We start from the raw sequence: 19939 nt of genomic DNA, 5'->3' as shown, positions 1-19939 counted from the left end.
AAACAGCGGCAGGCTACGGAGTTACAGCACCATGCTAAGCCCATTGGAAGAAAGCTTACTGTCGATCATGATGGTGATCATCATGTTCGGCATGGGGGCATCGCTCACCTTCAAGGACTTCAAACTCTCCATGCGCCACCCCCAGGCCATTGGGGTTGGCTTCTCATCGCAGTATCTGCTGATGCCTTTTATCGCCTTTGCCCTGGCGCGCCTTCTCGACCTGTCGGTTGAACATACCGTGGGGCTAGTGCTGATGGGGTGCATGCCGGGCGGCACGACCTCCAATATTTTTGCCTACTTCTCACGAAGCCTGCTCAGCCTCAGCATCATGATGACCATCTGCTCCACGCTGGCGGGCTTTGTTCTGGTGCCGCTGTGGATGGCGTTTTATACCCAGGGGATCGATGACGCCTTCCGCATACCGCCCGACCAAATTGGCCGCTTGCTGTTCGTACTGCTGATTCCAACGCTGTTGGGCATGTGGATACGCCGTAAAAATGCCAACCTTGGCGCCGTCATTGAGCTGGTAGGTGGCGTGTTGGGGGCTATCGTGATCGTGTTTCTGGTGGTGACGTGGGCACCGCGCAACTGGCGCTTGCTGATGGAGACCAGCTGGCAGGTATATGCAGCGGTGATTCTGCTCGGTTTGGTGGGTTTTCTGTTCGGTTATTTATTCTCCCGCGTGCTCAAACTCAACCCGCAAAAAGCCCGCACGGTATCTCTTGAAACGGGGATTCAAAACGGCCCGCTGGCCGCATTGATCGTCATCATGACGTTCAGTGGCGAAACACAGCAGCTGATTCTGCTCATACCCGTCATGTATTCGCTGTTTATCGTGCTGAATTCCACGGCCGTAGCAGTGTTTTACCGCAAGCTAACGAAAAAGGAGGAATTGGCCCGCGATCAAGCCAAGGTCGAACCTGCGTAGGTCGGTCGGAAGGTTCAGCCGGAGGGCAGGTGCGGGGACTAGACTTTAGTTGGTTTTGATCCCCGTGCAAGGTTGATGACAGTTTCGTGGGATAGCGTTGTTCTCTACAGGCAGCCGCCTGATTCTAACAACACGCACAACAAGAGACATCGCTATGCTCAAGCAACCTGTCAGCTCGTTTCCTCGCGCGCTCAAATCCCTGCTGGTGGGCGCCACCGTCACGGTAGCGTCACTGGCCATGGTGCTGCCTGCTGCAGCAGACAGCTACCCGGAACGCCCGCTCAACATGGTCGTCGGGTTTGGTACCGGCGGCAGCGCCGATCGGTTGGCCCGCTTGATGTCGGGATACATCTCCGAAGAGATTGGCGTACCCATTCAAGTCACCAACCGCCCCGGGGCGGGTACTCAGGTCGCTTCCAACTACGTGCTGAACGTACCGGACGACGCCTACACCGTTTATGCCTCCACCTTCGCCCCTTACCTGACCAACTCGATTCTGACGGGTGGGGCCAATTTCAGCGTGGATGACTTCTCTTACATCAATTTTCAGTGGTTCGACCTCGACCTGATCGCAGCCAACAAGGACAGCGGTTACGACGACCTGCCTTCGCTTTTGGAGGCGATTCGTGAGCAGCGCGGCCAGGTGCGCGGTGCCGTGGTACAAGGCTCGGCGGGCCACCTGATGGTGCGGTTGCTGCTGGAAGAAGCCGGTATCCCCTAACGTCGAGGCAATCGAGCGCGCAAGATTGTCGTTATCTTCTACGATGAGCGCTTTCATGGTGCATTGACCCGTAGCGGTGCCCAAGTGCGCCTGTCGATCTGCCAGGCTTACCCTTCGGGCTGATATTTGTAACCCACACCATACACCGAGCGAATGATTTCCTGCTCGGGCAGGGCTTCGGTGATCTTTTTGCGCAGCTTCTTGATATGGCTGTCGACGGTACGTTCGGACACGATACGGTTGTCGCGATACATGTGGTCCATCAACTGCTCGCGGCTGAAAATACGCCCCGGCGACTGCATCATAACGCGTAATAGCTGAAACTCCACGGCGGTGAGCCCCAGGTCCTGGCCATTGACGAGGGCCTGCCAGCCCTCTTCATCCAGGGTGACCGGCGCTTGCCGTGTGGTCGGGGTGTGGCCGGTGGCCTCGGCAATGGCCTGGCTGCGGCGCAGCACGGCCTTGACCCTGGCCACCACCTCGCGGGGGCTGAACGGCTTGCAGATGTAGTCATCGGCGCCCAGCTCCAGCCCCAGCAGCCGGTCCACCTCCTCGACCTTGGCCGTTACCATGATGATGGGCAGCAGCGGCCACTGCTGGCGTATTTCCCGGCACAGGGTGAGGCCATCCTTGCCGGGCAGCATGACGTCCAGCAGTACCAGCGCCGGTGAGTGCTGGGTGAGCCAGGGCATCACGTCGCTGCCATGGCCGATGATGGTGGGGGCGAAGTTATGGCTGCCAAGGTAGTCCGCCATGAGCCTGGCAATTTTGGGTTCGTCTTCGACGATCAGCAGGGATGCTTCCTGGGTCATGGTCAACTCGCATTCAGTAAGGGTCAGAAGAAATCAGCGGAAAGCGCAGTGTCCAGGCCAGCCCGCCCAATGTCGAGGCGCTGGCTTCCATGGTGCCCCCGTGAGCACTCACCAGGGCGCTGGCAATCGACAGGCCCAGGCCGCTACCGCCGCTGGCACGGTTACGCGACCCCTCGACCCGATACAGCCGCTCGGTGAGCCGCCCCAGCTCGCTGTCGGGGACACCGGGGGAGCTGTCCTGCCAGACGATGACGGCCTGACCGCGCGCGCAGCCGAGCGTGACGCGCAGCGCCCCAGGCGATTGCGTATAGGCACAGCTATTGTCCAGCAGATTGCTCCACAGCTGGCGCAGGCGTTGGGCATCGCCGCGAATCATGATGTCTTCTTCCAGCTGGCAGGTCAGGCTCAGGCCGCTCTGCTCAAGCCAGCGGTCGGCGTCGGTCAGGCGGCTGCCCAGGCTGTCGCTCAGGTTCAGCGGGGCCAGCTGGATGTCCAGCGCTCCCGCATCGCTTTGCGAGAGCAGCCGCAAGTCGGAGACCAGGCGCTCCAGCTGAGCCACTTCCTGGGCCAGCGAGCTCAGGTTTTCCTGATTCAGCGGGCGAATACCATCCTGCATGGCTTCGATTTCACCGCGCAGTACGGCCAGCGGGGTGCGCAGCTCATGGGCCGTGTCCGACACCCAGCGTGCCCGGGCCTCACGGCTGGCTTCCAGGGTGGCCGCCAGCACGTTGAAATCCCGGGCCAGGCGAGACAGCTCATCGCGGCCGCGTTCGGGCAAACGGGTATGGTAGTCGCCTTCGGTGAGCCGCAGGGTGGCACCGGCCAGCGCCCGCGTGCGTCGGCCCAGCCACCAGGAGAGCCCGCCAGCCAGCAGCAGCGAGGCCAGGCCCAGCGAGACCACGATCAGGATCAGGTTGCGCTGCTGGCGCTCCAGAAAGCGGCTCTCCATGCGCTCCATCATCTCCTGGGGCGGGCGAAAGCCGAGGGCGCCAATGGCTTCACGCTGGCCATTGGGCGCCAGGTCGCTGTAGAGGGTCATCCAGTGCCAGTTGCGGGAGCCCCGTGGAGTATCGCTGGGGGGAATGATGGCGTGGCCATCGGCATCCTGCAGAGCGAAATCCTGCGCTTCCCCCAAGGGAGATGGCCGATCACGATGCTCCTGGCCCAGTTCGAAGCGTACGATGTAGGGCCAGCGGTCGGGGGCCTCTTCCAGCCACGCCCAGCTGTTCTGAGTTTCCCAACGGGTAATCAGGCCGTCGGCCAGCAGCGTGGCACGGCGCTCCTGGGCCTGGTTCAGGTAGTCGAGAAAGCCGCGATCGATACTGTAGGTGACCGCCAGAAACACACTGGCAGCAATGGCCACATTGACGCTCAGGATGGCCGCGAACAGCTTCATGCCCAGCCGCGAGGGGCGCCATTGGCGCAGGCTATGAAACGCCTTCATGGATTGGCTCTCTCGGGTTCGGGTGGCTGTGGTGCGCTGAGGCGTTCGCGCAGATTCTCCAGGCTGAGATAGAGGCAGGGCACCATGATCAGCAGAATCAGCGTGGCGAACAGCATGCCAAAGCCCAGAGAGATGGCCATGGGAATCATGAAGCGTGCCTGTCGCGAGGTTTCCAGAATCATCGGTGCCAGCCCCAGGAAGGTCGTCAGTGTGGTCATCATGATTGGCCGCAACCGGCGTGTGGCAGCGGCCACGATGGCTTCCCGAGGCGCCATGCCTTCGCGCCGCTTGCGGTTGGCGTAGTCGATCAGCACCAGGGCATCGTTGATGACCACGCCGGACAGCGCCAGCATGCCCAGCAGGCTGATGATCGACAAGCCAAAGCCCATCAGCAGATGGCCCCCAATGGCCCCTACGATACCAAACGGAATGGCGGCCATCACCAGCAGCGGCTGCAAGTAGCTTCGGAAGGGAATCGCCAGCAGGGCATAGAGTGCCGCAATCATCAGCCACATGGCCTTGCGCAGCGTGGCCAGGTTGTCGGCGGTATCCTGCTGGCGGCCACCCATGCTGACTTCGAGGCCCGGCCAGGTATTGCTGAGGGTGGGGAAGACATCCTCCTGCAAGGTGGCGAGCACCTGATTGATGGCCTGGTCGCCCTCGGAGTCGGCGGTGACGGTGATGATGCGTCGGCCGTTGATGCGTTGCAGGCTGCTGGACGCCTGGCTGAGGGTGATGTCGGCCACCCGCGACAGCGGCACGCTGAGCCCCTCGGGGGTGCGTACGGGAAGCCGGTACAGCTCACTGAGGCTATCGCGAGAGGCTTCCGGTAAACGCACTTCGACGCTGACCTCTCGGCGGCCGATGAACTGCTCGACAGCGGTGGCGCCTTGCAGCGGACCACGCAGGGCCTGTGCCAGGTCACTGCCGGTCAGCCCCAGCGAGCGGCCTTCGGCCGACAGGCGCATTTCCAGCTGTGGCTTGCCGTCGCCCAGGCCGCTGTCGATGTCCGTCAGCCCGTACTCCGCCAGCTGTTCGGCCAATCGTGTGGCGGCTGCCTCCAGCACCTGGGTATTGGGGTGCGAAAGCCGCAGGCTCAGCGCGGCGCCGCTGCCGGGGCCGCCAAAGTCGGATTCGAAGCGGACCGATTGTGCGCCCAGCAGGTCGCCGGTCAGTTCACGCCACTCGCGGGCAATGCGTGAGGGTGGCCAGCTCTCCAGGCTTTCCGAAGCGATGTCGAGGCGTACGGAGAGGCTTTCGCCATCCAGGCTGCTACGGGTGCTGGTGAAGCTCAACCCCTCTTCACGCTTGCTCAGGGCCGTGGCGGCGTCCAGCAATTGCTGGCTCAATTCGCGGCTGACGCTGATGTGGCTACCAATCGGCAGGGTGACGCTGGCCTGAACCTGGTCGGATTCCACCCGGGGCATCAACGAGAAGCCCAATCGGCCGCTCATGGCCCATGCCAGGGTGATCGCCAGCAGCGCCACGCCCAGCGAGACGGTCAGCAGACGCTGGTTCAGTGCACCCTGCAGAAAGGGCTCGAAGCGCCGGTAGGTGAAATGGTGCAGCCCCTGCTGCATGCGTAGCCGCACGGCCTCCAGAGGGCGCTGCCAGGCTGGCGTTTGCCTCGGTTTGCTGGCGTGGGCCAGGTGTGCGGGCAGGATCAGCAGCGCTTCCACCAGCGAGATCACGAAGACCGTGATCACCACGACCGGCACCGTGGCAAAGATCAGCCCCAAAAAGCCGGGCAGGAACAGCAGGGGCAGGAAGGCCACGATGTTCGACAGGATCGCAAAGGTGAGCGGCGTGGCAATTTCCTGGGCGCCCTTGACCGCCGCATCGCGCAACGAGTAACCCTCCTCGCGATAGCTGTAGATGTTCTCGCCCACCATGATGGCGTCATCGACGACGATACCCAGCGCAATGATGAATGCGAACATCGACATCATGTTGAGCGAGACGCCTATCCAGGGCAGGAACAGCATGGCCCCCAGAAACGCCGTGGGAATGCCCAGCGTCACCCAGAACGCCAGTCGCGCTTCGAGAAACAGCGCCATCAGCACCAGCACCAGCGCCAGGCCCATCCAGGCGTTCTTGAGCAGCAGACCGAGCCGGTCTTCGTAGACCTCCGAGCTGTCCCGGGCGATGTCCAGGCTCACGCCGTCGGGCAGGTTGGCGCGCAGCCGTTCCAGCTCGCCGCGTACTGCGCTGGAAATGCTGGTCGGGGTCTGGCCGCCGATCTGGTACACATCCACCGAGATGCCCGGCTGGCCGTTGTAGAACTCCTCCCGGTCGGTTTCGGCAAAGCCTTCACTGACCTGGGCAATGTCGCGCAACAGCACCGGCGAGCCCTGGGCCGTGGTCAGAATGGGCAGCTCGGCGAACTCTTCGGCGCTATTGCGGCGCCCCTGGTAGCGGATCAGCCATTCGCCCTCGGCGGTGGTCAACTGGCCGCTGGCCAGATCCAGTGCTTCGGCGGCGATGCGGCTGGCCAACTGCTGATGGTCGAGCCCGTAGCGCTCGATGGCTTCATCGTCCAGGTGCACCTGGATTTCCCGGTCCCGGTTGCCGGAGAGCTCTGCCCGGGAGATGCCGCTGGTGGCCTGTAACTCGGCCCGCACGTTCTCGGCGGCGTCATGCAGGGCTTCCTGGCCCACCCTGCCGTACACCTGCAGGCTGACCACGCTGCGCGAGCGGCCTGCCAGGGTAATGCGGGGCGGGTCGGCGGCGGCGGGCAGGGTGGTAATGGCATTCACGGCCTGTTGGATGTCCTGGTAGGCGCGCATCACATCCACGCCGTCGATCAGCGTTGCGCTGACCACGCCGCTGCCTTCGCTGGCGCTGGCGGTCATCTCGTCGATGCCTTCCACGTTGGCGATGGCGGCTTCCATCGGCAGCAGCAGGCTTTGCTCGATATCTTCCGGGGTGGCGCCGGGGTAGCTGATGGAGACCTGGACGATTTCCGTTTCGAACTCCGGAAAGACCTCTTTCTTGATGGCCATCGAGGCCATCAGGCCACCCACGATGAACAGCACCATCATCAAGTTGGGGGCAACGCCGTGATCCACCATCCACGCCAACGGGCCTTTACGCATCATTGAGCGCTCTCCTGATCACGTGCCGGGGTGTCGCCGCGTTGGCGCAGGCGAACTTCCTGCCCCTCGCGGGGCTGCGCCAGACCTGCAACGACCACGCGCTGGCCCGCCTCCAGGCCCTCCCGGATCAGTACGTCATCCTGGCCGCGATAAGCGAGAGTGACGCGGGTACTGCGCAAGCGGTTGTCGTCGTCCACCCACCAGACCTGCTCGCCGGGGCGCAGCGCGGCAGAGGGTAGCCTGATCAGTGGCTCCTGAGCGCGTGTGTGGAAGGTGAGCCGCATGACGTCGCCCAGCCGCAGGGCGGGACCCTCATGATTCAGGGCCAATGGGTCGTTCACGGCAATCAGCAACTGGGCCTGCAGGCCGTTCTCTTCCAGGTTGGGCAGCACGGAGAGCAGCTCGCCCTCCCGTTCGGCCTGATCGGGCCAGCCCTGGCTGGTGAGCGTGACGCGACCGCCACTCTCCAGCCAGGCCAACGTATCGCCGGGCAGCGACGCGCGTACCCAGAACTGCTCGACACCCACCAGGCTGAGCACTTCGGTGCCTTGGCTCAGCAGGCTGCCAGCCCCCACCAGGCGCTCCTGAACCATGGCGCGCCAGGGCGCCGTGAGGGTGGCTCGTTCCAGGTTTAGCGCCGCCTGGTCGCGGACCACGCGCGCCTGGGTCAGCTGCGCCTGGGCCTGGCGCAGCTGGGGTTCACGCAGCACCAGCGCACGCCGTTCGGCGCTGAGCTGCCTGCCGAACGACTCGTACTCACTGCGGGCGCGCTGCTGTTCGGCCTGCTCCAGGGCCAGCTGGGCTTCGGCGTTTGCCAGTTGAGCCTGGGCATCCTCCAGTGCCAGCTGCAGGTCGGCCTGGTCGATGTAAGCCACCGGTGCTCCCTGCTCGACCACACGGCCGGGCAGTACGCCTTCGGCAAAACGTTCCAGCTGCCCGGCCACGCGGCTGGCCAGCAGCGTCGACTGTTCCGCTTCGACACGACCAAAGCCACTCAGGGTAGGCGACTGTAGGCGCTGTTCGACGGTCGTCACGTCGACCACCGGGGGCACGGGCGGCGGCGGCGGCCTGCGCTCTACTCTGGGTGGCTGGCTGATGATCCACCAGGCCACGGCAAGGCCGCCTGCCAGTACCAGCAAGGCGGCCAGGGCACCCAGGCCCAGGCGGCCTTGCTGTGAGGAGGCAAAAGAGCGAGGTGGAGTCATGGCCGGGGGGTATCCATTGGCTGAAGGCAAAAATGCCCGAGAAGTGGCAAGATCATGCTAGCATCACCGATTCCTACGCAGCGATTAGGCAAGCATTGTGCAAATAGCGTGCAACCCAAACGCTGACGCGGTTTCCGATACCTGTCATCATCGACGTGAAAAACCATAGACTTCCTGGTCTGCATGACGCTATGAAAAACACCGCCACGCGCGATAAGTTGATTGATACCGGCGCTGAGCTGATTGCCCAGCAGGGCTATAACGCCACGGGTATCAATGCCGTTCTAAAAACCTGCGGTGTACCCAAGGGTTCGTTTTACCACTATTTTGCCAGTAAAGAGGACTTTGGTCTGGCGGTGATCGAGCGGTTTGCCAGCCAATACGATGCCAATCTGGCCACCTTGATGGAAGATTCGGCCGTGCCACCTCTCGAACGCCTGCGTCGCTACTTCGCGGCAGGCCGGGCGCATATGCTCGACTGTGACCACTCCACGGGCTGCCTGATCGGCAACCTGGGGCAGGAGCTGGCGGGCCAGAACGACACCTTCCGCGATGCCCTCAGCGTGGTCTTCCAGCGCTGGGAAAAACGCCTGGTCACGTGCTTGAGCCAGGCGCAGGCAGAAGGCAGCGTGCCGGAAGGGTTGTCACCTGACACGCTGGCCAGCTTCATTCTCTCGGGGTGGGAAGGTGCCATCCTGCGCGCCAAGACGCTCAAGTCCCTGGCTCCCATGGAGCAGTTCGAAGCCATTCTGTTTTCCCACGTGCTGGCGACTGCGACACCACCGCCTCGTTAATGGCGCGCACGAAAATGGTACTCCCCTGCGGCGATATCGTTCTGAATGGCGGCCAGTAGCGCCGCATCCAGGGATGGGTCGTCCAGTGCCAGTAGCCCGCACTGGGCGAGTGCTTCGCGCAGACTGGTCTGCTCATCCAGCCGCTGATAGACCACTCTCACACAGCAGGGCATGCGCTCGCTGTTGTCCGCCACGCCCATCTTCAGCCCCGTCAATCGCGTTACCTGGCTTTGAAAGCTGGGGAACAAAATGGTTTGAGTGATCTCGTGGCCGTTCAGGGTTTCAGCGCCCGCTCAAGTAGCGGTTGAACTGTGCCCGGTTGATGGGCAAACGACGACACACGTCGGCAATAGAGGGGTAGTAGCTGCACAGCAGGCGCAAATTGGCCACAAATTCATCGTGCATGGGCGTGACTCGAGGCTCTTGGGCGGTGGCGGCTAATGTGCCGCCTTGTGTCGGCAAGTGCAATGCTTTCATCTGTTTCCATCAAGGGGCATAAGATGTTCGAAGGCTTTGAAAAACACACGCGCCATGTGAATGGCATCGATATCCACTACCGCCTGGGGGGCAGTGGCCCGGCGTTGCTGCTGCTTCACGGGCACCCGCAGACCCATATGATCTGGCACAAAGTGGCGGCCAAGCTTGCCCAGCACTTCACGGTGATTGCCGCCGACCTGCGCGGCTACGGCGACAGCGGCAAGCCGAACGATGACGCAGAGCATCTCAATTACGCCAAGCGCACCATGGCCGCCGATATGGCCGAGCTGATGAGCGCGCTGGGCTTTGAGCGGTTTAAAGTACTGGCCCACGACCGCGGCGCGCGGGTGGCGCATCGTTTAGGCGTTGATTACGCCGAGCGGGTTGAGCGCATGGTGCTTTTAGATATCGCCCCCACGCTGGCGATGTATCGCGGCACCAATGAAGCGTTTGCCCGCAGCTACTGGCACTGGTTCTTTCTGATTCGCCCTCAGCCGCTGCCGGAAATGCTGATTCAAGCCGACCCCGCTCAGTATCTACAAAGCGTGATGGGCGCCCGCAGCGCAGGTATGGCACCGTTCGCCCCGGAAGCGCTGGCGGAGTACGAGCGCTGCCTGTCGCTTCCCGGTACGGCCACGGGCATCTGTGGCGACTACCGCGCCAGCGCCACCATCGATCTGGAGCACGACCAGGCGGATATCGACGCGGGGGTGAAACTCACCTGCCCGATCAACGTGATGTGGGGTGCCGAAGGTGCGATTGAAGCCTGCTTCGATGCGCTGGGCGAGTGGCGCAAGGTAGCGACCCAGGTAGAGGGCAAGGCGCTGCCCTGCGGGCACTACATTGCGGAGGAGATTCCTGACCTGCTGCTGGAGGAGGCGCTGCCGTTCTTGCTGGATCCGCAATAAGTGATTCACGCGACTGCCCAAGACGAAGCGGGCAAAAAACTGGATAATGGCCGCCATTCGCCTGATGCGTTGGTGCTCAGGCACACTCATTACTCCGGACGCCCGCTTATGGAAATCAAAGTTAACTATCTCGACAACCTCCGCCTGGAGTCCAGGTTCGACGATTTTACGGTCATCTCCGACCAGCCGATTCGCTACAAGGGCGACGGCTCGGCCCCTGGCCCGTTCGACTACTTCCTGGCGTCGTCGGCCATGTGTGCCGCCTACTTCGTCAAGGTGTACTGCAACGCGCGCAATATTCCCACCGAGAACATTCGCCTGTCGCAAAACAACATCGTCGACCCGGAAAACCGCTACAAGCAGATCTTCAAGATTCAGGTAGAGCTGCCGGAAGATATCTCGGAAAAGGATCGTGAAGGCATCCTGCGCTCCATCGACCGCTGCACGGTGAAGAAGGTTGTTCAGACCGGCCCCGAGTTCCAGATTGAAGTGGTCGAGAACATCGACGAGGACGCTCAGGCGCTGCTGATGGGCGCGCCGGAAGGGAGCAGCACCTACATCGAAGGCAAAGATCTGCCGCTGGAGCAGACCATTGCCAACATGAGCGGCATTTTGGCCGACCTTGGCATGAAGATCGAGATTGCCTCCTGGCGCAATATCGTGCCCCACGTGTGGTCGCTGCATATCCGCGATGCGGCCTCGCCCATGTGCTTTACCAACGGCAAAGGCGCGACCAAAGAGAGCGCGCTGTGCTCGGCGCTGGGCGAGTTTATCGAGCGCCTGAGCTGCAACTTCTTCTACAACGATCAGTTCTTGGGTGAAGAGATCGCGAACAGCGAATTCGTGCACTACCCCAATGAGAAGTGGTTCAAGCCGGGCCCGAATGACGAGCTGCCCGCCGAAATTCTCGACGAGCACTGCCTGGCGATTTACAACCCTGAAGGCGAGCTGGGTGGCTCCAACCTGATCGATACCAACTCGGGTCGTGAAGACCGGGGCATCGTTTCGCTGCCCTTTGTGCGCCAAAGCGATGGCGAAACGGTCTACTTCCCCTCCAACCTGATCGAAAACCTGTTCCTCAGCAACGGCATGAGCGCGGGCAACACCCTGGTGGAAGCCCAGGTGCAGTGCCTCTCAGAAATTTTCGAGCGGGCGGTGAAGCGGGAGATCCTCGAACAGGAGCTGACGCTGCCCGACGTGCCGCAAGAAGTGCTGGCCAAGTACCCGAGCATTGTCGAGGGCATCAATGCCTTGGAAGCCCAAGGCTTCCCGGTGCTGGTGAAGGATGCCTCCATGGGCGGGCAATTCCCGGTCATGTGCGTGACGCTGATGAACCCGCGTACCGGCGGGGTATTCGCTTCCTTTGGTGCCCACCCAAGTTTTGAAGTAGCGCTGGAGCGCAGCCTGACCGAACTGCTGCAGGGGCGCAGTTTCGAAGGCCTGAACGACCTGCCGCTGCCAACTTTCAACTCGCAGACTGTCTCTGAGCCGAACAACTTCGTCGAGCACTTCATCGACTCGGTAGGCGTAGTCTCCTGGCGCTTCTTCAGTGCCAAGCCCGACTTCGAGTTCAGCGAGTGGGACTTCTCTGGCAGCAACGAGGAAGAAGCCGAGACCTTGTTCGGTATTTTCGAAGAGCTGGGCGCGGAAGTGTACATGGCAGTGCGCGAAGACCTGGGCGCGCCGGTATGCCGCATTCTGGTACCTGGCTACTCCGAGGTGTACCCCATCGAAGACTTGATTTGGGACAACACCAACAAGGCGCTGGACTACCGCGAAGATATTCTCAATCTGCATCGCCTGGATGACGAGCAGCTCACCGATCTCGTCGAGCGCTTGGAAGAGAGCCAGATGGACGACCACGCCGATATCATCACGCTAATTGGTATCGAGTTCGACGAGAACACCGTGTGGGGCCAGCTAACCATTCTGGAGCTGAAACTGCTGGTTTACCTGGCACTTGGCCGCCATGAAGAGGCGCTGGACTGCGTGCAGATGTTCCTCCAGTACAACGACAACACCGTTGAGCGCGGCCTGTTCTATCAGGCGGTCAACGCGGTGCTGGAAATTGCCCTGGACGACGAATTGGAGCTGGACGACTACCTGCCCAACTTCAAGCGCATGTTCGGCGAAGCGACTATGGAGGCGGTCGTGGGTTCAGTAGACGGCACTGTACGCTTCCACGGCCTCACGCCCACCAATATGCAGTTAGAGGGTTTGGATCGCCACCAGCGCCTGATCGAAAGTTACAAGAAGCTTCACGCAGCGCGAGCGGCAAAAGCGGGTCTCTAACGGCGTTTATCGGTGAGTAACGACAGCGGTGCGCGGCCCCTTGGCCCGCACCGTTTTTTTATGTGATGCACTCTGGTGCAGCAATTGGCGCAGTGAGTGCAACCAACTGCACCGCTGCGCCAAATTTCATGGCAGGCTTGGCTTGGTACAACACTCTTCGCGCAATTCAGCCAAAGAACCAGTAGCACACCAGAATGGCGGTGGTGATGCCTGCTACATCGGCGACCAGGGCGCATCCCAGCCCATGACGAATGCGGCTAATGCCCACGGCGCCAAAGTAAACCGCCAACACATAAAAGGTGGTTTCAGTACTGCCCTGAAACGTGGCAGCCAGTAGCCCTGGGAAGCTATCGACACCAAAGGTGTTCATGGTCTCGATCATCATGGCGCGGGAGCCGCTGCCGGAGAGTGGTTTCACAAAGGCGGTGGGTAGTGCATCCACAAAGCGAGTATCCCAGCCGATGCTCTCTACCAGCCAGCGAATGCCGCCAAGCCCGGCATCCAGCACGCCGCTGGCGCGCAGCACCCCGACGGCCACCAGCATGGCCACCAGGTAGGGCAGCAGGGTGATGGTAAAGCTCAGGCCTTCTTTGGCACCCTCGATAAAGGCGTCATACACCTTCACGCCACGCAGTGCCCCCACGACCAGGAACATGATTACAATGCTGAACAGCGTGAGGTTGCCAACCAGCGTGGAAGCCGCAGCCAGCGCTTGAGCCGACATCCCCGCCAGTGTGGTGATCAAAAGCCCCAGGGCCAGCGCAGCGGCCAGCAAGTACCCCAGCACCACCGGTTGCCAAAGCTTCAGACGCTGCATGATGGCCACCGCCAGCAGTCCGGCGAGGCTGGATGCACTGGTCGCCAGCAGAATCGGCAGGAACACCAGCGTCGGCTCTGCCGCCCCTTGCTGGGCGCGGTACATGAAGATCGTGACGGGCAGCAGGGTCAGCGATGAGGTATTCAGTACCAGAAACAGGATTTGCGCATTGCTGGCGGTATCGCGGCTGGGGTTAAGGGTTTGCAGCGAATGCATCGCTTTGATACCGATCGGCGTCGCAGCGTTGTCCAGCCCCAGGATGTTGGCGGCAAAGTTCATGCTAATCAGCCCCATGGCCGGGTGGCCGCGGGGCACTTCGGGCATCAAGCGGCTAAAAAGCGGGTCGAGTACCCGCCCCAGTAGTCGTATCAACCCTGCCTTTTCGGCAATGGAAAGAAACCCCAGCCACAGCGTCATGGTGCCCAGCAGCACCAGAATGATATCGACGCTGACCCTTGCCATATCGAACAGCGACTGCACCAGGCGGGCAAACACTTCGCTATCGCCACCCACCAGCCACTGCCAGAGAGATGCCGCAAAGGCGGCAATAAAGAAGCTTAACCAGATTCCGTTGAGCATGGTGGGTGGGCGTCCTTGATGATCGAAGCAATACGCTAGCTGCGTATCCTACCCAAGGAGCGCCCGCTCACGCTAACCCGACAGCGAAAGAAAGAACAGAATCAGCGGCGGGGAGAGTAACGAGAGGATAAAGCCGCTGACCACGGCAATGGGCACGCAGGCCACGCCGCCATGCTGCTGAATCACGGGCAGGGTGAAGTCCATGGAGGTGGCCCCGCCATAGCCAATCGCCAGCGCGGTGTGGCGATGGATGACCAGCGGAATCAGTATGAATGCCAGCAGCTCGCGGGTCAGGTCGTTGAAGAACGCCACGCCGCCCATCAGCGGGCCGAGCTGGTCGCCAATCAGAATGGCCGACAGCGAATACCAGCCAAACCCGGAGGCCATGGCCAGGCCTTCGTTCCAGCGCAATGAGAGCAAGGGGGCGGCGGCCAAGCCTGCCAACAGCGAGCTGAGCGCCAGGGTGACCGCAATGGCGAGCCCCAGGCGGTTGAGCAGAATCTGCTTGAGCGGCATGCCCGAATTGCGCAGCTGGCAGCCAATCAACACCAGCAGCACGTAGAGCACCCACTCTGCCAGCCAGTCCGCCGTGGTATACAACGTTTCCCCCAGCACAGGGCCGAGCAGCAGCCCCAGCGCCACGCCACCCGCTACCACGGCAACGAGCATCAGCGAGCCGCCCATGGCCGCCAGTTTGCTGGTGGGGGCGTCCTTGACCACGGGAGAGTTCCCCGCGCTCAGGCGTACGCGCCTGGAAAGCCACCAGAGGGCGGCAAGATTGAAGAGGGTGGTGATACTGAACAGCAGCAGGGCGTTGCCCCCGAGGCGAGACAGCTGGCTACCCAGGTTTTCAAGCCCTGCCAGGCTCACTCCCATGAACAGCAGTATCAAGTATACCGAGCCGCTGACGGCTCGGTTGATGAGGTTCAGCCACCACGTGGAACGAACGCGAACCAGATAGCCCAGAAACAGCGGCAACAGTACGATCAATAAGCCAGAGAGCATCTAGAGTTCTTTACCCTCGGCAGGCGTGAAGCGTGTCATGGTGATGGCGGTCTGGCGACTGCCTTCCTTCTGGTACTCCGCAGAGAGGATCAGCCCGGGCCAGTCAGGGTGGAAATTGATTACCAGGTGACGGTCGGGTTTCTCGGCATCTACCAAGGTGACCTGCTTGGCGTCGAACTCCCCAGCGGGGACGCTGACGCTGGCAGGGGGGTTCAGGTAGTACTGGAAGTGCTCGTCTCGACCTCGGTGGTCCACGAACGAGATATCGCAAGGCGCTTCTTGGGTGCAGTCTTCATGGCCGACCCGCCGTGACAGGTCGAACAAAGCCGTCTGGCGGTCCAGCGAGTGGATATCGGCTTCGTTCAACTGGTAGCTATCGCCCACGCCGAATAGCGAGTAGCTGCTGTGGTAGAGCAGCGAGCGTGTGGTGTCATCGTCCACCGCAAAGCGGCTACGCTCTTGTCCGCGCGCCACGGCCACAGAGAAGCTCATGTCGCTGAGCCAGTGCAGGCCTTCGTTGGATAGGGTGTGGGTGATGGTCGCGCCGGGCCAACCACGAATCTCCAGCCGATACTGAGCTTCGAACGGTTGGGGCGCTGCCCACGGGGAGTCTTCGATGGGTTGCTCTGCGAGGGCGGCTGTCATGCCAGACACGCTCAGGGCACCCACAGTGATGCTCAGCCAGCGGCGAGCCGCAGTTACGTTGACGTGACGCAAAGGCCATTCCTCCATTGAATATATGATTCTCAGAACCCTTGTGTCAGCCCTTGGTTCCACAGCGTCGCTGGCCCGTTCTCAGCAAACGATCACGCTTGGCAAAGTATAACGTGCCAAGCCAGGGGCGTCAGTAGCCCGCATCGGGGTTGACGGTGGCGAGAGGCTCACCGGCATCGAAGGCATGCAGATAGGAAATGACCTGATCGATGGCATCGTTCAGCGGAGTCGGGGCCGCCATATGCGGCGTCACGATGACCTTGGGGTGTTGCCACAGCGGGTGATTGGCAGGCAGCGGCTCTTCGTGGAAGACGTCCAGCAGCGCACCGCGCAGGTGGCCTGGCTGCTGTTCCGTGCCAAGGGCTTTCAACAGGGCTTGTTCGTCGATCAGACTCCCGCGCCCAGGGTTGATCACACTTGCCCCTGGCGGAAGTTGCGCCAGCCGGGCGGCGTTCAGGATATGCCGAGTGGCCGGGGTGTCGGGCAGGATGGTCACGACGCTCTGCACCTTGCTTAACAGCTGGTCCAGGCCCTCGTCACCGTGCAGGCAGCGTACCCCGCTGATCTGTTTGGCAGAGCGGCTCCATCCCCAAACCGGAAACCCTGCCTGCTGTAGCGCACTGGCCACGTAGCCACCAATGGCCCCGAGCCCCAGCACGCCCACCGGCCAGTCGGCCTTGCCGGCGACTGGCTGTGGCGTCCACTGGGCGTGGGTCTGCTGTTGGCGATAGCGGTCCATGCTGCGGTAGAAGTGCAGCACGCCGTATAGTACGTAGTCGGCCATCAGTTCGCTCATGCCCGCGTCGCGCAGTTTGACGATGGGCACGCCGTCAGGAAGGCCCGGCGTATTGAGCAAGTGGTCGACGCCTGCCCCGAGATTGATGATGCCCTTCAGGTGCGTTTGCTCCTGCAGCAAATGGGCCGGTGCCTTCCAGACGGCCAGGTAATCAGCGTCGAGCCGCTCGCTGGCCGGGGCGTCGCTGGTCAATACCGTGGCCTGGGGCAATGCGTCGGCAATAGCGGCCTGCCACTGTGCGGCATTGTCGATATGGACGACAATTTTCATGAAGGCTCCTTAGCTGCGGCTTCTGGGGGAAGCTTTATCATGAGCGAGAGAACCCGAAGACCGCAACCCATGCGAGGCGCGTCGCTTCGCGGTCAACGCCTCGCTAGAAGCGATGTTAACGGTCTAGCAATTTTTGCCATAAAGGCTTTGACCGCTGACCAAGGAGGGGTGCTAGTATCGGGGCAAGGCGACATTGGCGGGCCAGCAGCGGCGGTGACCAGGTCGATCCTGTGGCCCAGTGCCGCGACTTACCGCGGGCGCTGGTTCTAAGTGATCTTTTATTGGCGAGTTGCCCGATGACAGAGGTTTCCCTGCCTTTCACCCGTGAAGAGTACGCCAGCCGTTTATGGAAAGTGCGTGCTGAAATGGCCGGTCGCGGCATCGATGTGTTGATCGTCAGCGACCCTTCCAACATGGCGTGGCTGACCGGCTACGACGGCTGGTCATTTTATGTGCACCAGTGCGTGCTGGTGGGGTTGGAGGGTGAGCCGGTGTGGTTTGGTCGCCGGATGGATGCCAATGGCGCGCTGCGCACCTGCTGGATTCACCCCGATAACATCACCTATTACCCGGATTACTACGTCCAGAACCCCGACATGCACCCGATGGAGTATCTGGCGCAGTCGATCATGCCCGACCGTGGCTGGCACACCGGCGTGGTGGGCATGGAAATGGACAACTACTACTTTTCTGCCAAGGCTTACCAAAGCCTGCTCAAGGAGCTTCCCCACGCGCACTTCATGGATGCCAATGCGCTGGTGAACTGGTGCCGGGCGATCAAGTCTCCCCAGGAAATTGCCTATATGCGGGTCGCCGCCAGGATTGTCGAAGGCATGCACTCGCGCATTCTGGAAGTGATCGAGCCGGGGTTGCCCAAGAGCAAGCTGGTGTCTGAAATCTATCGCGTGGGCATCGAAGGGTTCATCGACGAAAACGGCAAGGTGTTTGGCGGTGATTACCCGGCCATCGTGCCCATGCTGCCTACGGGCAAGGATGCAGCGGCGCCACACCTGACCTGGGACGATACGCCGTTCCGCAGTGGTGAAGGCACCTTCTTCGAAATTGCCGGGGTGTTCAAGCGCTACCATGCGCCCATGTCGCGCACTGTGTTCCTCGGCACGCCGCCCACCGACTTCATCCGCGCCGAATCGGCCTTGCTGGAAGGCATCGAAAACGGCTTGGCCGTTGCCAAGCCCGGCAATCGCACGGCCGACATCGCCATGGCGCTGGGGGCGGCCATGGACAAGTATGGTTTTGACCGCGGTGGCGCGCGCTGTGGCTACCCGATTGGCATCTCTTACCCCCCCGACTGGGGCGAGCGCACCATGAGCCTGCGCCCCTCGGACGAGACGATTCTGCAGCCCGGCATGACCTTTCACTTCATGCCGGGCCTGTGGGTCGATGACTGGGGGCTGGAAATTACCGAAAGCATACTGATTACCGAAGACGGCTGCGAAACGCTGGCAAACTTCCCCCGCCAGCTGTTCGTGAAATAGCCGCACGTTCAATAAAAAGGATTCACCATGACGCTTCAACCGAACTCACTGCGGCCCAGCCCCATCTCTGCCACCGTCGACTTCGACGCCGACGGCGTGCAGCACGGCTTCTTGAAGCTGCCGATCTCCACCGATGAATCCGCCTGGGGGGCGGTGATGATTCCCGTAACCGTGGTGAAGAACGGCGAAGGCCCCACGGCCCTGTTGACGGGGGGCAACCATGGTGACGAGTACGAGGGCATAACGTCGCTGCTCAAGCTCTCCTCGGCGCTCAAGGCCGAGGAGGTAACTGGCCGCGTGATCATCGTGCCCTGCATGAATACCCCGGCGGTGATGGCTGGCAAGCGCACCTCACCGATGGATAAAGGCAACCTGAACCGCAGCTTTCCCGGCGACCCTAACGGCACGGTGACCTCACAAATTGCCGACTACTTCACCCGCGTGCTGGTGCCCATGAGTGATGTGGTGCTCGACCTGCACTCTGGCGGCCGCACGCTGGATATTCTGCCGTTTGGCGCTTCCCACGTGCTGGATGACAAAGCTCAACAGCAGGCCGCCCTGGAAGGGGCTAAAGCGTTTGGTGCGCCTTACGCCATGGTGATGTTTGAGCTGGATGCCGAAAAACTCTTCGACACCGCCTGCGAGCGCCAAGGCAAGGTGTTTGTGGCGACCGAACTGGGCGGCGGCGGCACCTCTACGCCGCAAAGCATTGCCATTGCCGAACGTGGCGTGCGCAACTTCTTGATTCATTATGGTTTAGTAGAGGGCAGTCTAGAAATGCCCGAAGGCGGGCAAATGTACCTGGATATGCCGGACGCCAGCTGCTACGTGCAGAGCCAGCACGCCGGTGTGTTGGAGCTGCTGGTGGCACTGGGCGACGAAGTGAAGAAGGGCCAGACCATTGCCTACGTTTATGACATGACCCGCAGCGGGTCGGCGCCAGTGGCGTACCAGGCCGAGCGCGACGGCATTCTGATGGCGCGCCGGGCCCCTTCGCTGATCAATATGGGCGACACCCTGGCGGTGATTGCCGACGTTGTCGAACGCCTGGAGGCGTAGCCCCCGGTATGATGAAACTGGATCGCTATGATTTAAAAATCCTCGATATCCTCTCCCGGGACGGGCGGATCACCAAGTCGAAGCTGGCCGAAGCGATCAATCTCTCGGTCAGCCCCTGTTGGGAGCGGGTGAAGCGCCTGGAGAAGGCGGGTGTGATCGAAGGCTACACGGCACGCATCAATGTGAACGTACTGGTGCCGCGCAACCCCGTATGGGTGCAGATCGAGCTCAAACAGCACAACGCCGAAAGCTTTGCCCGTTTTGAAGCACTCGTGATGGCTACCCCCGAGGTCACCGAATGTGTGGCCGTGGGCGGTGGCGTTGATTACCTGGTGAAGTTCGAGGCCCGCACCATCGACAGCTACCAGCGGCTGATGGACAAGTGGCTGATATCGGAGGCGGGGATCGAACGCTATTTCACCTATATCGTCACCAAAACCGTCAAGCAAGCGCCCATCGGAATCGATATCGACAGCGCCCAGTAGCCGCGCTGCCGAAAAAACCCACGCTCACGCCGCATTTTGCAA

18 protein-coding genes are annotated in these 19939 nt (G+C 61.6%); 8 read left to right on the top strand and 10 right to left on the bottom strand.

Annotated features, from left to right (window positions below; genetic code table 11):
- The first annotated feature begins 31 nt into the window (after positions 1-31).
- Positions 32-928: a bile acid:sodium symporter family protein gene (locus RVM27_RS05155; RefSeq protein ID WP_287808686.1), complete on the top strand. Its 897-nt coding sequence runs from the start codon at positions 32-34 to the stop codon at positions 926-928.
- 154 nt (positions 929-1082) lie between these two features.
- The gene (locus RVM27_RS05150) at positions 1083-1649 is read left to right on the top strand and encodes a Bug family tripartite tricarboxylate transporter substrate binding protein (protein ID WP_498940317.1); all 567 of its coding nucleotides are present in this window, start codon (positions 1083-1085) and stop codon (positions 1647-1649) included.
- Between the two features lie 107 nt (positions 1650-1756).
- Here RVM27_RS05150 and RVM27_RS05145 read toward each other — a convergent pair whose 3' ends face one another.
- The 4 genes from RVM27_RS05145 to RVM27_RS05130 are packed head-to-tail and all read right to left on the bottom strand — an operon-like array spanning position 1757 to position 8205.
- Entirely contained in the window at positions 1757-2461 is a 705-nt protein-coding gene (locus RVM27_RS05145; RefSeq protein ID WP_016916247.1) for a response regulator, read from the bottom strand.
- Between the two features lie 13 nt (positions 2462-2474).
- Complete coding sequence (locus RVM27_RS05140) at positions 2475-3905, bottom strand: sensor histidine kinase family protein (RefSeq protein WP_498957528.1); 1431 nt, start codon at positions 3903-3905, stop codon at positions 2475-2477.
- Positions 3902-7003 (bottom strand): efflux RND transporter permease subunit, encoded by a 3102-nt coding sequence (locus RVM27_RS05135; RefSeq protein WP_498957527.1) that lies wholly within the window; start codon positions 7001-7003, stop codon positions 3902-3904. The genes RVM27_RS05140 and RVM27_RS05135 overlap by 4 nt, the downstream gene beginning before the upstream one ends.
- On the bottom strand, positions 7000-8205 hold the full coding sequence (locus tag RVM27_RS05130) for an efflux RND transporter periplasmic adaptor subunit (RefSeq protein ID WP_287808694.1): 1206 nt from the start codon (positions 8203-8205) through the stop codon (positions 7000-7002). Before RVM27_RS05130 ends, RVM27_RS05135 begins: the two co-directional genes overlap by 4 nt.
- Positions 8206-8396: 191 nt before the next feature.
- Here RVM27_RS05130 and RVM27_RS05125 point away from each other — a divergent pair, with 191 nt between their 5' ends.
- Entirely contained in the window at positions 8397-8999 is a 603-nt protein-coding gene (locus RVM27_RS05125) for a TetR/AcrR family transcriptional regulator (protein WP_287808695.1), read from the top strand.
- On the opposite strand, the gene RVM27_RS05120 is transcribed toward RVM27_RS05125, so the two are convergent.
- Together RVM27_RS05120 and RVM27_RS05115 are read right to left on the bottom strand one after the other, a co-directional pair.
- Positions 8996-9214, bottom strand: coding sequence for a hypothetical protein (locus RVM27_RS05120; protein ID WP_498940323.1), 219 nt, complete (start codon positions 9212-9214; stop codon positions 8996-8998). The two genes, RVM27_RS05125 and RVM27_RS05120, sit on opposite strands and share 4 nt — an antisense overlap.
- A gap of 67 nt (positions 9215-9281) precedes the next feature.
- Positions 9282-9476 carry a hypothetical protein gene (locus tag RVM27_RS05115; RefSeq protein WP_498940325.1) on the bottom strand — a complete coding sequence of 65 codons (195 nt, stop codon included), beginning with the start codon at positions 9474-9476 and terminating at the stop codon, positions 9282-9284.
- Between the two features lie 23 nt (positions 9477-9499).
- Here RVM27_RS05115 and RVM27_RS05110 point away from each other — a divergent pair, with 23 nt between their 5' ends.
- Together RVM27_RS05110 and RVM27_RS05105 are read left to right on the top strand one after the other, a co-directional pair.
- Positions 9500-10384, top strand: coding sequence for an alpha/beta fold hydrolase (locus tag RVM27_RS05110; RefSeq protein WP_498940326.1), 885 nt, complete (start codon positions 9500-9502; stop codon positions 10382-10384).
- 108 nt (positions 10385-10492) lie between these two features.
- Complete coding sequence (locus tag RVM27_RS05105) at positions 10493-12676, top strand: OsmC domain/YcaO domain-containing protein (RefSeq protein WP_498957526.1); 2184 nt, start codon at positions 10493-10495, stop codon at positions 12674-12676.
- 166 nt (positions 12677-12842) lie between these two features.
- On the opposite strand, the gene RVM27_RS05100 is transcribed toward RVM27_RS05105, so the two are convergent.
- The 4 genes from RVM27_RS05100 to RVM27_RS05085 all read right to left on the bottom strand — a co-directional run bounded on the left by RVM27_RS05100 (position 12843) and on the right by RVM27_RS05085 (position 16857).
- Positions 12843-14072, bottom strand: coding sequence for a nucleoside recognition domain-containing protein (locus tag RVM27_RS05100; RefSeq protein WP_498957525.1), 1230 nt, complete (start codon positions 14070-14072; stop codon positions 12843-12845).
- A 72-nt stretch (positions 14073-14144) separates the two neighbouring features.
- Positions 14145-15077, bottom strand: a complete 933-nt coding sequence (locus RVM27_RS05095) for a LysO family transporter (RefSeq protein WP_096921398.1) — start codon at positions 15075-15077, stop codon at positions 14145-14147.
- A complete protein-coding gene (locus RVM27_RS05090) occupies positions 15078-15794 on the bottom strand; it encodes a hypothetical protein (RefSeq protein ID WP_498940334.1) in 717 nt (238 codons plus the stop codon).
- A 127-nt stretch (positions 15795-15921) separates the two neighbouring features.
- A complete protein-coding gene (locus RVM27_RS05085; protein WP_498957524.1) occupies positions 15922-16857 on the bottom strand; it encodes a 2-hydroxyacid dehydrogenase in 936 nt (311 codons plus the stop codon).
- Between the two features lie 296 nt (positions 16858-17153).
- Between RVM27_RS05085 and doeA the strand changes: the two genes are divergently transcribed.
- The 3 genes from doeA to RVM27_RS05070 are packed head-to-tail and all read left to right on the top strand — an operon-like array spanning position 17154 to position 19897.
- Positions 17154-18353, top strand: a complete 1200-nt coding sequence (doeA, locus tag RVM27_RS05080; protein ID WP_081136191.1) for an ectoine hydrolase DoeA — start codon at positions 17154-17156, stop codon at positions 18351-18353.
- Positions 18354-18380: 27 nt separating this feature from the next.
- Positions 18381-19412 carry a N(2)-acetyl-L-2,4-diaminobutanoate deacetylase DoeB gene (doeB, locus tag RVM27_RS05075; RefSeq protein WP_498957523.1) on the top strand — a complete coding sequence of 344 codons (1032 nt, stop codon included), beginning with the start codon at positions 18381-18383 and terminating at the stop codon, positions 19410-19412.
- An 8-nt stretch (positions 19413-19420) separates the two neighbouring features.
- On the top strand, positions 19421-19897 hold the full coding sequence (locus RVM27_RS05070) for an Lrp/AsnC family transcriptional regulator (RefSeq protein ID WP_498957522.1): 477 nt from the start codon (positions 19421-19423) through the stop codon (positions 19895-19897).
- The last annotated feature ends 42 nt before the right edge of the window (positions 19898-19939 follow it).

Source organism: Halomonas sp. KM007, from assembly GCF_050709225.1.
GTDB lineage: Bacteria > Pseudomonadota > Gammaproteobacteria > Pseudomonadales > Halomonadaceae > Vreelandella > Vreelandella hamiltonii.
Note: the sequence above shows the minus strand (reverse complement) of the source record. Positions and strands in the feature narration are given on the sequence as shown.

What these genes read in the sequence shown, in the direction of transcription:
- RVM27_RS05145 (WP_016916247.1), bottom strand. Translation starts at nt 2,461, where the DNA reads ATGACCCAGGAAGCATCCCTGCTGATCGTCGAAGACGAACCCAAAATT.
- RVM27_RS05100 (WP_498957525.1), bottom strand. Translation starts at nt 14,072, where the DNA reads ATGCTCAACGGAATCTGGTTAAGCTTCTTTATTGCCGCCTTTGCGGCA.
- RVM27_RS05070 (WP_498957522.1), top strand. Translation starts at nt 19,421, where the DNA reads ATGATGAAACTGGATCGCTATGATTTAAAAATCCTCGATATCCTCTCC.
- RVM27_RS05095 (WP_096921398.1), bottom strand. Translation starts at nt 15,077, where the DNA reads ATGCTCTCTGGCTTATTGATCGTACTGTTGCCGCTGTTTCTGGGCTAT.
- RVM27_RS05115 (WP_498940325.1), bottom strand. Translation starts at nt 9,476, where the DNA reads ATGAAAGCATTGCACTTGCCGACACAAGGCGGCACATTAGCCGCCACC.
- RVM27_RS05085 (WP_498957524.1), bottom strand. Translation starts at nt 16,857, where the DNA reads ATGAAAATTGTCGTCCATATCGACAATGCCGCACAGTGGCAGGCCGCT.
- doeA (WP_081136191.1), top strand. Translation starts at nt 17,154, where the DNA reads ATGACAGAGGTTTCCCTGCCTTTCACCCGTGAAGAGTACGCCAGCCGT.
- RVM27_RS05150 (WP_498940317.1), top strand. Translation starts at nt 1,083, where the DNA reads ATGCTCAAGCAACCTGTCAGCTCGTTTCCTCGCGCGCTCAAATCCCTG.
- RVM27_RS05125 (WP_287808695.1), top strand. Translation starts at nt 8,397, where the DNA reads ATGAAAAACACCGCCACGCGCGATAAGTTGATTGATACCGGCGCTGAG.
- RVM27_RS05140 (WP_498957528.1), bottom strand. Translation starts at nt 3,905, where the DNA reads ATGAAGGCGTTTCATAGCCTGCGCCAATGGCGCCCCTCGCGGCTGGGC.
- RVM27_RS05135 (WP_498957527.1), bottom strand. Translation starts at nt 7,003, where the DNA reads ATGATGCGTAAAGGCCCGTTGGCGTGGATGGTGGATCACGGCGTTGCC.
- RVM27_RS05130 (WP_287808694.1), bottom strand. Translation starts at nt 8,205, where the DNA reads ATGACTCCACCTCGCTCTTTTGCCTCCTCACAGCAAGGCCGCCTGGGC.
- RVM27_RS05110 (WP_498940326.1), top strand. Translation starts at nt 9,500, where the DNA reads ATGTTCGAAGGCTTTGAAAAACACACGCGCCATGTGAATGGCATCGAT.
- doeB (WP_498957523.1), top strand. Translation starts at nt 18,381, where the DNA reads ATGACGCTTCAACCGAACTCACTGCGGCCCAGCCCCATCTCTGCCACC.
- RVM27_RS05105 (WP_498957526.1), top strand. Translation starts at nt 10,493, where the DNA reads ATGGAAATCAAAGTTAACTATCTCGACAACCTCCGCCTGGAGTCCAGG.
- RVM27_RS05155 (WP_287808686.1), top strand. Translation starts at nt 32, where the DNA reads ATGCTAAGCCCATTGGAAGAAAGCTTACTGTCGATCATGATGGTGATC.